This window comes from Arthrobacter sp. ERGS1:01, from assembly GCF_001281315.1.
In the GTDB taxonomy this organism is placed as follows: Bacteria; Actinomycetota; Actinomycetes; order Actinomycetales; family Micrococcaceae; genus Specibacter.
On record NZ_CP012479.1, the window covers coordinates 1,235,272 to 1,249,602 of the forward strand.

Consider the following 14,331-nt stretch of genomic DNA (forward strand, 5'->3'; position numbering starts at 1 on the left):
CAACGCTCAACCAAAACGGGAACTATGACCCGAGACATCGAGGAAGTATCACCTGGGAACTATGTCCTGAGATCACACACCACCTTGGGCACGCTAAACCCCCTGATCACAGGGGGTTTTCGTGTTTAAGTGTTCCCACCGTGTTCCCATGATGCTCCCGTGAAGAGCCTTTGGCGATATCTGGATTTGACTTCGAAACCTGAGTAAGGAGGTTCATCCGTGCTCCTCAATCGGACATGCGCGCTCGACCACTGCGCAGCTGTCCTCGACCTTTGCCGGCAATGCTGTTTTACTCAGAACAGAGGATCCACTAGATCCAGGCGGGCGCCGCGGATGCGCTGGCGATGGTGCCGCGGCCTGCTGCCCAAGTGGTGATTGCTATCAACGATCCTGAAACTTCGACGGCGTCGGGGTTGGAAACGTCTCCATAGCGGGCGTCATTTTCCTCGACGTGCACGATCAGGCCGGTGTCGGTGCCGCGTGTTTTCCAGGCGCCGGCGATGTCGGCTAACAGCCGCTCGAGGATGGTTGCAGGGATATCGGAGAAGCTGGCACCGTTGTTGAGGTCGACGGCGTGGAGCCAGACTTCGCGGGTACGCATCCACACGGTCTCGGACACGGGCACTGTGCGGCCCTGGGCGGTTTTGACCTGGTTGGACCACTTTTCGTCGGGCAGGTCTCGCCATTCGACGTTGAGGTGCACGGCGGAGTGGTCGAAGAGGTTGCGCAGGGCGATGGGGGACAGGGTGGCGCCGAAGTCGATTTCCTGGTTGCGTGCGGAGGGGGAGGAGTACATGGGTGTCTCTACCCCGGTGGCGGCCCATTCAACCAGGCGGGCGATGGCGCGGGCGTTGTAGCCAACGTGTGCCGTGAGATGCCGGCGGGTCCAGCCGGCGAGCAGGGAGTCGCCGTCGAGCTCGTCATCGGAGAGTTCGTTGAGTTTGCGGGCGAAGAACGCGGTGCCGCGCCGGGCCTGCAGGAGGGCTTCCTGCAGGCCTGGATCGGTCGTCAGGTCGCGGCGGGCGACCATCAGGCTTCCTTGATGACTTTGTTGTTCAGTTGTCCCAGGCCCTCGATGGTGGTGGTCAGGATCTGTCCCTCTTGCAGATAAATCTTGGGGTCGCGGGCGTGGCCCACACCGCCGGGGGTGCCGGTCGCGATGACGTCGCCCGGGTTGAGGGTGATGATGGTGGAGATGTAGTGAACCAGGAATTCTGGGGTGAAGACCACATCTCCCGTGGGGGTGGACTGCATGATTTCTCCGTCAACTTCGCTGGTCATGAGCGGGCCGGCCGTGAATTCATCCGTGGTGACCAGGGCGGGGCCGAACGGTGTGCTGTTCTCCCAGGTCTTGCCCTGGAGCCACTGGATGGTGCGGAACTGGTAGTCGCGCATGGACACATCGTTGAGCACGGCGTAACCGGCGATGTGCTCGCCTGCGTCGGCTTCGGCGATGCGGCGTCCGGGCTTGCCGATGATCACGGCCAGTTCCGCTTCCCAGTCCACGGCGTCCGATTCCTGTGGCAGGGCAAGGTCGTCATTGGGGCCGATCAGGGATTCGGCGTACTTGGCGAACAGGGTCGGGTACGGGGGGACCTCCCGGCCCATTTCCTTGATGTGGTTGCGGTAGTTGTGGCCCACGCAGATGATCTTGCCCGGGGCGGGGACGACGGCGGCCAAGTCGGCGCCGTCGTACGCGTGGGTAGCGCCGTGGGCGGCTGCCGCAACTGCCTTCCACCCGGGGTTCTTCAGCAGCTCGCCAACGCATGCGTAACCGGTGATTTCGGTGAGGGTGTCCCCGTCCTGGCGAACCGCCTGGGTGCCGTGGGGGGTGCGGAGAGTCAGAAGTTTCATGAGTTGGCGCGTCCTTCGATGTAGCTGCGGTTGAGGTTGAGGCGTTCGATGATGGGGTGGTCACCGAACTGGAACAAATCAAATTCGGTCTCGGCGTGGATCGACCAGGCGGCCCAGGACGGAACGACGATCAGATCACCCTTTTCCAGGGTGCTTGTTTCACCGTTGATCACGATCGAGCCGCGGCCTTCGAAGACCTGGTAGACGCTGGAGCCGACTTCGCGGACGGTGTCGGTGGAGGCGCCGGCGCGCAGGCGGTGGAATTGGGCCCGGATCGTGGACATGACATCGCCGCCGGTGGTGGGGTTGACGAACCGCACAGCCGCGTGTCCCTGAGAGACCGTGGCCGGGTGGCCCTCGTCTTCAAGCCGCAACTGTTCGGCCAGCGCACGGTCGGTGTGCTCCCAACGGTAGGCGCCGATGGGGGAGGAGATCGTGTTTTGCAGGCCGGAGAGCGGACGCAAACCCGGGTTTGCCCAGAGGCGTTCGGAGCGGGAGATGTCGGGTGTGGATTCATCAGTGACCCGTTCGGTGCCAAATTCAAAGAAGGCGGTGTCGGTGTAGTGCACGAACGGGATGTCCAGGCCATCGATCCAGGCCATGGGCTGATCGGTTTCGTTGTGGTGGCCGTGAAAATTCCACCCCGGGGTCAGTAGGAAATCACCGCGCGACATCCGCACGGGGTCGCCATTGACGACCGTCCAAACACCTTCGCCCTCGACGACGAAGCGGAAGGCATTTTGGGAGTGCCGGTGCTCCGGGGCTGTTTCGTGTCCCCCCAAGTATTGGATGGCAGCCCACAAGGTCGGGGTGACATAGGGCTTACCGCCCAAACCGGGATTCGCCAAGGCAATCGCCCGGCGTTCCCCGCCACGATCCACAGGGACCAGGTCCCCGGAACGCTCAGCCAAAGGCAGTAGCGTGTTCCAGCGCCACACATGCGGCACGGCCTTGGGGGTGGGCACCATGGGCATCAGATCAGCAATCTGTGTCCACAACGGGATGAGGTTCTCCTGCTCGAAGTCCTGGTAAAGAACCTCCAGCGCGGCAGCCTCCTCCGGCGATGCCTCGGGCGCGGATTGCCCGACGGCGACTGACTCATGCGTGATGCGATCGGCGTTGATGGACACTTCTGGCCTCCGGTTGTGGACTATGTGAACGGAATGAATGTTGCTCTCGTCACAACCGTATGTGTGTGTGGGTCGCCCATCCAAACATATTCTGCACGCCAGAATCTAAGGGAAGGAACTACGTCCCTAGCACCGCCGGCCAGTTTGGTTCACTCTCGATTGGCGGGATTCGCGGCTATGTCCAGTTCCACCTGTCGCCGGGACTCGGCCAAGGCCTGTACCAGCCCCGCGTCATAGAGCGGGCGAAAGCGGGCCACGGGCGTGGCAACACTCATGGCGCCCACTACGTCGCCGGTTCCGTTGTGGAGGGCCATGCCGAGCGCGCTGATGCCCTCCTCCGTGCCCTCGAAGTTCGCGGCGAAACCATTGCGGCGCACGGCTTCAAGCTCGCGCATGAACGCGGGATACTCCTGTTCGGAAATGTAATCTCCACCGATCTCCGCACTATTGGACGAAAAAAGCTTGTGGACCATGGCGGCATCGAGTTCGGCCAACATGGCCTTGCCTCCGGATGCCCTGTGGGCAGGCATGACACTGCCTTGCCTGTCGCCAACCCGGAGCGCGCTGCCTCCCTCCGAAGTGCTGAGGAACCTGACCTTGGTGCCCACTCGGACCATTAGGTTGACGGTTTCGTTGAGGCGACTGGACAGAAGCTCCATATGGGGCTGAGCCAGTTGGCGCAACTGGCGCGTCCAGCCGAGACCCGCCGGACCTACTCCGATGGCTACCCCGGGAAGATAATTTTTGAACTCGTCCTGGACGGCGAAGCCGCGGTAGACGAGCATCGCCAACAGGCGGTGTGCCGTGGACGTTGCCACTCCCAGCTCGGCAGCGGCATCCTTGAGCCGCAGCTTGCCGCCGTCGCGCAGGAGCTGCAACAGGAGAAGGGCGTTGTCCACGGCCTCGATGGGATACATGGGCTTTTTTCGAAACTCATTATTCTGCACAATAGAATTATATTGCTCCTCGGGTGTGAAGTGGGCCACCCTTATGGGATGGATTACACAAACAACCCCGTCACGGCCGGCAAAACCGCCGGTGTGACCCGAACCAGGCCAGCAGCGCAGCCGGCCAAGTTCCCGCGTGCATCACTGATGGCCGTTCTGGTTTGCTGGCTGTTGGTGGTCTTTGATGGATACGACCTGATTGTCTATGGCACCGTCCAGTCCTCGCTGATCAACGACACAGGCTGGGGCCTGACCAAGGCAACAGCCGGCACGATTGGATCGCTGGCGTTTGTGGGCATGATGATTGGCGCTATCGTTGCCGGCCGGCTCGCTGACGCGCTTGGCCGACGGCACACCATCTTGGCCTGCGCTGTCGCCTTCTCGGTTCTAAGTGCAGCATGTGCCTTCGCCCCCAATGCCTACGTTTTTGGCGCACTGCGGCTCCTGGCCGGGATTGGTTTGGGCGGCCTGGTTCCTTCGGCCAACGCACTGGTGGCCGAGATGGTGCCCGAGAAGTGGCGTTCCGCCATTGCCACCTTGATGATGTCCGGCGTGCCCATTGGTGGCACCCTGGCGGCACTTGTTGGCATCCCGTTGATCCCGCTCTTCGGCTGGCACGTCATGTTCTTGATCGCCGGATTGGCTTTGGTCATCGTTGTTCCCCTGGGAATCAAGTACCTGCCGAAGACGGCCGCTCCGCGTTCGACGGGAGAGCGCGGCGGCTTCGGTGCCCTGCTGAAGGCTCCCTATCTGGGTGCCAGCGTCCTCTTTGCGCTGGCCACCATTGCCACCCTGTTTGCGTGGTACGGGTTGGGCACATGGTTGCCCAACCTTATGCAAATGGCCGGGTACAACCTTGGCTCGGCCCTGACCTTTGCCGTCGCACTGAACCTGGGCGCCGTGGCGGGATCCATCATTACCGCCTGGGCCGGGGGCCGATTTGGCCCCATCCGTACCGGAATCGTCGCAGCAGCTGTCGCCGCAGCGGCTCTGGCAGTCATCATGACGGCGCCGCCGGTATTCCTTGTCTACGCCATGCTGGTCTTGGCCGGCGTCGGCACCCATGGTACTCAGTGCCTCATCATCGCCGCCGTGGCTACCCGTTACCCCAGCCACCTGCGCGGCACCGCACTTGGTTGGACACTCGGCGTCGGACGCATTGGTGCCGTAGCAGCCCCACAGGCGGGCGGATTCCTGCTCGCAGCCGGACTTGGCGTGAACTCCAATTTCCTGGCGTTCGCCGGTGCCGCAGCTATTGCAGCGATCATGCTCCGGGTCATCTCGGTCCGGGTCAAAGCCAGCGCCTCATCTACCTCATCATCGAATTCACTTAATAACGTAGGAAGCAGTCATGTCTAACTCATCCAGTTCCACCACAGAGAAGATCAATACCACCCCTGTCCAGGACGTTTTGGTGATTGGTGGCGGCATGGCCGGTTTGGCCGGTGCTCTCGCCCTGCGGGAAAATGGTGCCAGTGTCACGCTCGTGGAAAACGCTCCGGCGTTTGGCGAAGTGGGTGCCGGACTGCAGATGGCCCCGAACGCGTCGCGTGTTTTGAAGCGCTGGGGCTTGCTGGAAAAAGCGTTGGAAATCGGTGTGCAGCCCAAGCACTTGGTCTTCCGCGACGCCGTCACCGGCGAAGAACTGACCCGCCAGACCCTTGGTGCTGAATTCGAAGAGCGCTACGGCGCCCCCTACGTGGTGATTCACCGCAGCGACCTCCACAGGATCCTCTTGGAGGCCTGCCAAGAGTCCGGCGTGACGCTGCTCAACGGCGTCTTTGTTGAAAAGGTCGAGACCGAAGGGGACAAAGCTCGCGCCTTTGCCGCCAACGGAGACGTTTATGAGGCCGACGCCATTCTGGCAGCGGATGGTTTGAAGTCAACCCTGCGCAAGGCTGTATCCGAGGATGTTCCGGTTCCGTCGTCGTATGTTGCCTACCGTGGCACGGTGCCCATCACGGACGCCACCCCGAAGGCTGACCTGGAGGACGTCATTGTCTACCTCGGCCCGAACTGCCACCTGGTCCAGTATCCGCTGCGCAAGGGCCAGCTGCTCAACACCGTCGCCGTATTCAAGTCGCCGTCGTTTGAGCGTGGCGAGGAGCAGTACGGTGGCGTTGACGAGCTGGAAGAGGCCTACAAGCAATGTGTTCCTGCTGTTCAGGAAGCCCTCAAGAACCTGGCAACCGGCATCCGCTGGCCCATGTACGACAAGAACCCCATTGAGAACTGGGTCAGCGGCCGCATGACATTGATTGGCGACGCCGCCCACCCCATGCTCCAGTACCTGGCCCAGGGGGCCTGCCAGGCACTCGAAGATGCTGCCGTGTTGCAGGAAGTCACGCAGGGCACCGTCTTCACCGAGTCCGGGATCGACGCCGGTGCCTGGGAAGGTGCCTTCAAGGAGTTCAACGGAGCCCGCGCCGGCCGCACGGCGCGCGTCCAGCGCTCGGCTCGTGTCTGGGGCGCGTCATGGCATGTTTCAGGCCTCGCCCGCACCCTGCGGAATCTGTTGTTCAAGAGCCGGGGTGACGGAAACTACCAGTACAACGACTGGCTCTACGGCCAGTCCGGCGACGGCGTGCCTTCAATAGAGGTGAACAGCACGAAAGTCCTCGCCGGCTAGGTCGAAGCCACAAGGTGCCCGTCCCTCTTCCGGGGCGGGCACTCTCTGGTCCGGGGCTGAACCGTACTTGGGTGAAGCCGATGCGAATCCTGCGAACTGACAGGACGGGCACTCTGACCGGGGTCGACGAACCGGAATCGCGGTTGAGATCGTACCGCCCAGATACCACGGGGCATGGCAATGAATCAGCGGCCTCCGAAAGATTCGGTCGGGGAGCTGGAGAAGCTCGTTCTTGAAGAGCACACGTCGAATTCTGCGTTGCTGCTTCAGTGGCCCGAGATGGTCCTGCAGTCTCACTGCAGTCGTGGTGAAATTGTGGCGGTCTGGGATACGCCTAGCGATGTTGGGACCGTCATGGTTTTGCCAAGTTCGGCGCGCTCGTGGCCCGATTCGAGAGCGATGAGGAATTTCCGCGACACCCTTGCTGAATCGGCCAACGCGTGGTGGGTCGGTCCGTGATTCAACCGCTGGTGGCGGATCAATGCTCCGGCCACAGCTGGTGTGTTTATGGGGCTCTCAAAGGTCATAATCTCGTCCTTTCCGTCATCCATTCACGTCACGGAATAGTGACAATCGCAACTCTTGTGCTGGAAGTGGTCGACGTTATTGGGGCCAACGTCGCCCGTTGATAGTGCCAACACTTTTCCTGTCGGACCGGCCCAGACTGCGTCGTACTTGGCCGTACTTGGGCAGGAGCCCGGGACTTCCCTTTGTTTGTAAGGGTTGAAGTCTGGTTCGAATCCCACCTTGGGCACGCTTGTTCGAAGAATGTCCTCCTGGAAACAGGGGTCATTCTTGTTTTCCGGCCCCGTTGGTCGAGCTTGTCGAGACCCGGCTTTCCCCCAGGGGGTCTTGTGGTGCAGGGTCTTGGTTCGTTGACGCTGAACTTGGTGGGTTTGCGGCTGCTTGGAGCGTCCCTGGTTTGATGCTGCGAGTTGATGAGATCGCGTCGTCAAACCAGGGATTGTTCAGTCGCGGTTGGGTAGGTCGAAAGCGCGGCGGCCGTCTTTGTTGGGGATCGCAGTTCGGATCGACCTGCTCCTGATGGGTCCTTTCACGCGTTCATCCCTGTTAGCCGTCGAAGGCGTCTTTGGAAGGTTCATGGTAGTCGTTTCGGACCCGCCAGGGCGTCATCTTCGGGGACATCCATCGTGCGCAGGTTCGGAAGACGTTTCTTCCATGCCTGGCAGGGCGTGCAGTGTCCTGCACGCCCTACTCGCGCAGTGCGCGACAGTTGACGTGACCGCATGATCGTGAGCCCCCAGTTTGTCGCTGAATCGAATGAATTTCGGCGGCGATGGTCACCGTGATGGCCTGATACTTGCCGTCGTGGTGGTCACTCCCTATAGGGTGGACCTAGCATGGGTCGTCTCGGTGTCGATATTGGTGGCCATCCGTGGCTGCTATACGGACCATAGTCCGTGGCTGACACTGACAGTAGACAAGCCTTGGACTATCCGTGGTCATACTTGCTCCACGGCCCGGTCGAAGCCAGCTCCTTGATCCGAGCCTCAGCGTGGTTTCCTTCCTAGAGCAACCCCGCCCGGATGCAGTCTTCGTTGAGCTAGCCTACTGGCGGACCGTTCCTCCGAGGGCCTCGACCGATTGGAGAAATAGGGGAATCAAGGGGTCGTCGCTCCCGTTGAGCCAGGCGGTCCCGATGGTCCACGCTGAGGACTCGAGGTCGATCGGAATCAGTTGTACTCCGTGGGGAACGACCGCGGAGGCGCTGGCTGGCACGATGGAGGACCCCGCGCCGGCTGCGACTAGCGCCAGCACGGTCAGTAGGTCGGACGTCTCGGACAGGACAGTCGGACTGCAGCCTAGGTCGCGGAATAGTTCACTGGTTTGGGCTGCAATGCCCGGACCGCGGGCTGTAAGGAGGCGGATCAGGGGACGGGCATCGAGCCATATCCGCAATGATTCTCGGTCTGGCTTCGGAGCCACCACGCCGTCTGGGACCGCGAGGGCCAGCATGTCGCGACGTATCACCCGGGTGGCAATATCTGGTGGGGCCGGCAGTCGCACAAATCCAATGTTTAGCGTTCGCTTGCGGATGGCGGCGAACTGCGCGGACGAGGACATGTCTTCCAGCCTGATATCGATCTCGGGGTGGTTGATCCGGAAGTCAGCGACCGCGCGGGGGGCGACGTCGATCGCTGACATTCCAAACCCCACGTTAATCACACCTTCCGCTCCCGCCGCAACACGCTTCATGCGCTCGGTAAGGGCATCTGCTCTGCGCACAATGTCGATCGAATCGGCCAGAAACACCTGCCCGGCTGGGGTTAGGGCTGCACCGTGCCGGCCCCGGGTGAACAACGTGTTCCCGGTCTGCCGTTCCAGGACTTGGATCTGTTTGGTCAGTGCAGATTGGGTCATCAGCAGCACCCTCGCAGCTGCGCCGAAGTTCTGGATTTCTGCAACTGCGATGAATGAGCGCAACAGACGTAGTTCCATTCCGCAACACTATCGAACGCCATGCATCAATTCCTTTCCATGATGCCCTGAATCGCCAATTTCGACGCAACGCGTATTCCCAAATGGAATCAAAAGGCATCCAAGTTTCATTAGACAGAATGTTGGACTGTGACAAGCATGAGAGGTGTCACTACATAAGGAGAACCGATGCCCCACGATTCACTGCCCACTCTTCGCGTCTCAGTCGTCCAGTTCGAAGCAGTCCCTGACCGCCCAGACCTCAACCTCGAGACCGTTCGGCGACTCGCAACTAAGGCGGCAAGCGACGGTTCGCAGTTGGTCGCATTCCCCGAGATGTGCCTGATCGGATACTGGCATCTTCGTAACCAGACAACCGAACGCTTGCAGCATCTGGCCGAACCCGCGACTGGCGCATACCTCCGTGCAGTTAAGGAACTCGCCCTCGATTTGGGTGTTGGCATAGGCGTCGGATACCTGGAAGCCGGTGACGACGGCCTGCTTTATAACTCCTACACGATATGCCTTCCGGACGGTTCCCAGCACACACATCGCAAGATCCATGCGTTCGAGCACGATGACATACTGAGTGGCTCCCAGTTCACGGTCTTCAACACCCCGTGGGGAGTCAAAATCGGCATCCTCATCTGCTGGGACAACAACCTGGTCGAGAACGTACGCGCAACGGCGCTCCTCGGCGCCACGGTGCTCGTGGCCCCTCACCAGACGGGCGGAACGAACTCCCCAAGCCCTCATGGGATGAAGCCCATCCCGGTCGAGCTATGGGAAAATCGCGCAGCAGACCCGGTCGCGATCCAAGCGGCCTTCCGAGGGCCGCACGGCCGCGGCTGGCTTATGCGCTGGTTACCCGCGCGTGCGCACGACAACGGAATCTTCGTTCTTTTCAGTAACGGTGTGGGCCGCGATGATGACGAAATCCGCACAGGCAACGCAATGATCATCGATCCTTACGGAGCGATTGTCGCCGAAACCTGGGTAGCCGACGAGGCGATCGTGACAGCCGATCTCGACCTTGGCCTCATACCGCTTTCAACGGGCCAGCGTTGGATTCGCGGGCGCAAGCCCGAGCTTTACACCCTCCTGACCCAACGCCAGGGCTACGAGTTGGATGCCCGGGCTGCACGATTCTCCCAAGACCCGGTTGGAATTCGTTAGGAGCCGTTCGCACTTGAGTGGTGGGACTAGGTGCCTCGAAGCGTTGGCATTTCCGACCAATTCTTCGGGGCTTTACGGAGTGTTCCTGCGGGGAACATTATTCGCTTCGGACTAGTCCCTCCTGAGCCGCACTTCTGCGGTGGTTCGCTACATTCAAGTGTTCGCGCTGGCCAAAGTCTGGTTCGAACCCCACCTTGGGCGCATTTGTTCGAGGAATGACCTCCTGGAAACAGGGGGTCATTCTTCTTATCCGACCCGTTTGTCGAGCTTGTCGAGACCCGGCTTTTCCCCAGGGGGTCTGGTTGTGCAGGGGCGTGGTTCGGTGACGCTGCCTTAGTGGTCGGTTTGTGGCTGCCCTCTGCATGGTCGCTGGTGGATGGTATTCCTGGCACCCATTCATGGTTCGTGGAGCCGATCCGACATGACTAACTTTGACCACGGCTCCGGATCCATGCCTGTTGGCGAACCGTGGCTTGCCGTCGAAGAGCCTTTGGCCATGGATCGACACCCTAGATGCCCCGCGGCTGGTCTTTTCGGCGATGGAGTTCGCCGTCCGGGCCGTGGCATGCGCCTCCCGGCGGGGGAGCAGTACCAGGTGTTCGTGCGGTTTCTGGTCATGACCGGTATCCAGTTTGGTTAAGCCGCCGCCGTGGCCATCGACGACATGGATCTAGCCGACGCCGGTACCGGCAAACGAAAGGTCTCCCTGCACCGTCCCTGGTGGAACAACTGGCCCCCGTAAGACGGGGTGACAGGGGAGTGGGCTGCTCTTCACCTCATGCCCGAGGCCCCTCCAAGACGTCGTCGACGCCAGGCATCGATACGCACGGCGCGTACGCGGACGACGAGACACCTGAGAAGAACCGTAGCCCAGGACCGGGAGCCTGGCGGCGTTCTCCTAACAAGCAAGAAGGCGGCATCAAATCAGGGATGGTTCGTGCACGGCGCCAAGCCCGCACAGCGAGGAAACTATCAGCTGGCGCGGTTGTTTTCGCATACCTTGAATATCCGAGTTCGGGTCCAGCTCAGAATTTCGTCGAAAGGCCAAGCGCAAAGGCGCCCCCTACCAGCAGGACTGCGATCAGGGCGGAAAGTCCTATTCGGAGCTTGACGCGCGGAATCCACGGAACCATTGCCAGCGGGATGCCAATGACCAATGCTGCCCCAGTGAGTGCAAGCAATGGACCTCCCAAGTGCATTCCGGGTCGGTCTGATCTGCAGCTGCTGAAGCCACAGACATTGATCGATGCGACCACGAAGAGACCCCATGCGTAGACAACGGGCACTGGCATGATGATCAGAAGCCACATCCATTTGTGCCTACTCAAGACACCGCGGATGCTAGCCAACGCGGACCCCCGGCGTTTCGACGGGACGATTGGCCGCCGTGACAGTACTGGCTGTCGCGATCTTTCCACCGATAAACTGCCCGTCCAGCGATGTCGTTCCTGTGATGACGGGCTGACCGCCACTTGCGGCTTGGGCGGAGACGTTGGCGTCAGTGGAGGTCGTTCCAGACACCATGATTGTCCCGGCAGCTGACGGTGCGGGAGCCGCGGTGGCACTGCTAAGTACGCGGCCACCAAGAGCTCCAGCGGACTGAAGTTGAGCGGCGGTGGTGCCGCTAGGACTCGAGAATTTCCCGCCGGTCATGGCGTCCGCTCGGACGTGCGCCGTAGATGGTGTCGGGACGTTCCCGGACGCCACCACTGAAACCCCGATCCACGATTTGCCGGCAATCGATACCGTTCTCCAGGACCAAACGGATCCATCCATCCAACAAGACGCCGCGAGTTGCACGTTGCCTATCGTGACAGGATCGCCCGATACTCGCGTCGAAGGGGTGGGAGGGCAGCCGTCAACAAAAAGCCGCCGAAACCCAGTTTTCGTAGACATGGTTGTCTCCCACACCGAAGCGAACGTGATGGGCTATGTCTACTCCCACCCGTATCAGAAGACAAGAGACCGGGCCTGCCCCTGGTTCAGGAGACTCTCGAGCAATGCCTGGAAGTCTCACGCGCTTGCCCGGCTAGATCAACGCGCCGCGAGCGTCGTGCTGCCCGCTGGAAGTAGGCGGCGGCTCCGGGCGCTGAAGTATGTCAAAGGACGACGGCAGTCGCCTCGCCTGAATTGCGGCGCGACCGAACAACGCAGGCCAGGCTGTCTCCAGGCGCATAATGAAGGCATGAAAATCTCGCCAGTAATCGTCGGCTTGCCCATCGCTGATCGCCGTAAATCGTTCGACTTCTACGCCGCCGGACTAGGCCTGCTGCCCGTTGGCGAAATTGCCGAGGACGGCTTGTCGGAACCTTTGCAGTTCCAGCTCAATGACGGGCTCCGTCTCATGCTCATTCCCACGGAAGGCTTTGGGTGGGTTGTGGGGAATCGGGCGGTTGCGCAAAGCGGCCACAGCGAATGCGTCATCAGCATCACTGCCGGCAGTGAATCCGGAGTCGACGAGCTGGTTAAGAAGGCTGTGCAGGCCGGTGGTGAAATTGTCTCCGAGCCTGGGCAAAAGCCTTGGGGTTATGTAGGAGCCTTTGCTGATCTTGACGGTCATGTCTGGCAGGTAACAGCAGACTGGCTGCCCTAGGCGGTCGTTGACCGTTGCTGTCCGGAATCGCCCGCGCTCTGAGGTTCCGCCGTTTTCATCAAGCTACCGACGTAAGCCGGTCTGAGTTGTGGAGAAAATAGCCTGTTCGTGGAGAATCACGGGTCAAATGACAGTCACAGGGCTGGTATCCGATTGGCTGTGCTCGAGGTCGTCCAGCGGTTCGAACGGGAGTGCCTGGGTCTATGAATTGGACCCTAATCAGATGACCGCTCCGCCAGACCTCCGCCACCAGGACAGTACAGTTCCATGGACGCCTCATACCGCGGGGCCGCCTAAATGTTCCCTGACAACTGCATGGCGCCATTGACCCTGATGTCGGCGACCGTGAGGGCACTCGAACCGCCCCAGAGGATCGATGACGGCGGGTATTTTCCGAGGGCCAGCCGCTCGCGGTTGTCGTTGCTGATTTGCCGGGCGATGTCGTTGCTGATGATCGGCACCACGATCTCGATGATGGCGATGACGATCAAGCCGCCGATAAACCAGTACCAGGGAATATGGGCCGTATGCGATTCGCTGGGCCTCGGGTCCGGTGCGAACTGCAGGATTCCGTCGGTGAAACGCGCCGCATTGTTGGCGCCGATGGTGTACGTCATGCTGATTCCGGCCTTGAGGTCGACGCCGCCCGCGTACCGCCCTTGCAGGGCACCCTCGCCGCTGCGCACTTCAAGTGAGTCGATGAACGGGTAGTAGTTGATCAGCCCGGATCGCACGGTTCGCGTGTGCAGCCGGCGGGTGTTCCGCAGGACGCCCTGGCCGGCGTCGAAGCGGAAAGCGTCGGTGCCGGTGCTGAAGGCGTTGCCAAGGCTTGGGGCAATGATGTTGGTCAGATACAGCTCGTCGGAAATGGTGAAACTCGCGTTGGTCGTCGTCGGAAGGACGGTGGGATCAACGGTTCGTTGAAGTTGGGAAATGTCCCTGTCGTTCGTGACGCTGTAGATGACCAGGAACCCCTGCAGGCTGCCCTCGGCCTGAAAGTAGCCGTAGGCGTTTTGCCTGGGGGTCAGCCAGGAGTTCGTTGCCGGCGGGATGAGGTTCACGGCCGCGAAGACGAACCGAACGCTGCCGGCGTTCTGGACCAGGAACCCGCCCAGGGCATACGCCAACAGTGCGTTCAAATCCGGCGGCAGGACCCGGTCCGGATCGCGGAGGGCGATGACCGCCAGCTCTCCGCGCTCCGGGGGATTGTCCGGTTCGCCGAGCCGGTTGTAGTCGAACTGGAGATCCTCCTCCTGGGTTGTCCTTTCGATCCATTTCAGGTGCGTTGCGATCACCAGGGTCAGCCCCTGCAGGGGGTACGACGTGGCGCCGTCGGACAACGTCCCCCCGGCAATCGTGAGCTTGAGGTGGATGATCTCGCTGGATCCCCCATCTGTGATTTGCCAGGCCAAGAAGCGCCCCGACGCGGTCCGGTCCCCTCCGCCCGGCAGCGGCACCGTGAAGTCCAGGACGGTCTTTTCACTGTTGGCCGCCAACATGGTGTTGACCTGGTCGGTCTTGATGGCGAAAACCGTGTCCCATCCAAAAGTCTTCATGGTGTCG

The 14,331-nt window shown here is 61.1% G+C and carries 10 protein-coding genes; 4 read left to right on the top strand and 6 right to left on the bottom strand.

The window, feature by feature from the left end; genetic code table 11:
• Positions 1-310: 310 nt before the first annotated feature.
• The 4 genes from AL755_RS09490 to AL755_RS09505 form a co-directional block, all read right to left on the bottom strand.
• Positions 311-1,030, bottom strand: coding sequence for a maleylpyruvate isomerase family mycothiol-dependent enzyme (locus AL755_RS09490; RefSeq protein ID WP_054010794.1), 720 nt, complete (start codon positions 1,028-1,030; stop codon positions 311-313).
• The gene (locus tag AL755_RS09495) at positions 1,030-1,854 is read right to left on the bottom strand and encodes a fumarylacetoacetate hydrolase family protein (RefSeq protein ID WP_054010795.1); all 825 of its coding nucleotides are present in this window, start codon (positions 1,852-1,854) and stop codon (positions 1,030-1,032) included. The genes AL755_RS09490 and AL755_RS09495 overlap by 1 nt, the downstream gene beginning before the upstream one ends.
• Positions 1,851-2,984, bottom strand: coding sequence for a cupin domain-containing protein (locus AL755_RS09500; protein WP_054010796.1), 1,134 nt, complete (start codon positions 2,982-2,984; stop codon positions 1,851-1,853). The genes AL755_RS09495 and AL755_RS09500 overlap by 4 nt, the downstream gene beginning before the upstream one ends.
• Positions 2,985-3,133: 149 nt before the next feature.
• Positions 3,134-3,901 (bottom strand): IclR family transcriptional regulator, encoded by a 768-nt coding sequence (locus AL755_RS09505; protein WP_192841665.1) that lies wholly within the window; start codon positions 3,899-3,901, stop codon positions 3,134-3,136.
• Between the two features lie 177 nt (positions 3,902-4,078).
• Between AL755_RS09505 and AL755_RS09510 the strand changes: the two genes are divergently transcribed.
• Both AL755_RS09510 and AL755_RS09515 read left to right on the top strand, forming a co-directional pair.
• Positions 4,079-5,290, top strand: a complete 1,212-nt coding sequence (locus tag AL755_RS09510) for an MFS transporter (RefSeq protein WP_107503922.1) — start codon at positions 4,079-4,081, stop codon at positions 5,288-5,290.
• The gene (locus tag AL755_RS09515) at positions 5,283-6,560 is read left to right on the top strand and encodes an FAD-dependent oxidoreductase (protein WP_054010798.1); all 1,278 of its coding nucleotides are present in this window, start codon (positions 5,283-5,285) and stop codon (positions 6,558-6,560) included. The genes AL755_RS09510 and AL755_RS09515 overlap by 8 nt, the downstream gene beginning before the upstream one ends.
• Positions 6,561-8,129: 1,569 nt before the next feature.
• Here the strand turns inward: AL755_RS09515 and AL755_RS09525 are convergent.
• Positions 8,130-9,020 carry a LysR family transcriptional regulator gene (locus AL755_RS09525; RefSeq protein ID WP_054010800.1) on the bottom strand — a complete coding sequence of 297 codons (891 nt, stop codon included), beginning with the start codon at positions 9,018-9,020 and terminating at the stop codon, positions 8,130-8,132.
• A gap of 168 nt (positions 9,021-9,188) precedes the next feature.
• On the opposite strand from AL755_RS09525, the gene AL755_RS09530 reads away from it, so the two are divergent.
• A complete protein-coding gene (locus tag AL755_RS09530; protein ID WP_054010801.1) occupies positions 9,189-10,175 on the top strand; it encodes a nitrilase family protein in 987 nt (328 codons plus the stop codon).
• A 2,185-nt stretch (positions 10,176-12,360) separates the two neighbouring features.
• The gene (locus tag AL755_RS09540) at positions 12,361-12,768 is read left to right on the top strand and encodes a VOC family protein (protein WP_054010803.1); all 408 of its coding nucleotides are present in this window, start codon (positions 12,361-12,363) and stop codon (positions 12,766-12,768) included.
• Between the two features lie 293 nt (positions 12,769-13,061).
• Here the strand turns inward: AL755_RS09540 and AL755_RS09545 are convergent, their stop codons facing one another.
• Complete coding sequence (locus AL755_RS09545; protein ID WP_054010804.1) at positions 13,062-14,324, bottom strand: TULIP family P47-like protein; 1,263 nt, start codon at positions 14,322-14,324, stop codon at positions 13,062-13,064.
• Between the last annotated feature and the right edge of the window lie 7 nt (positions 14,325-14,331).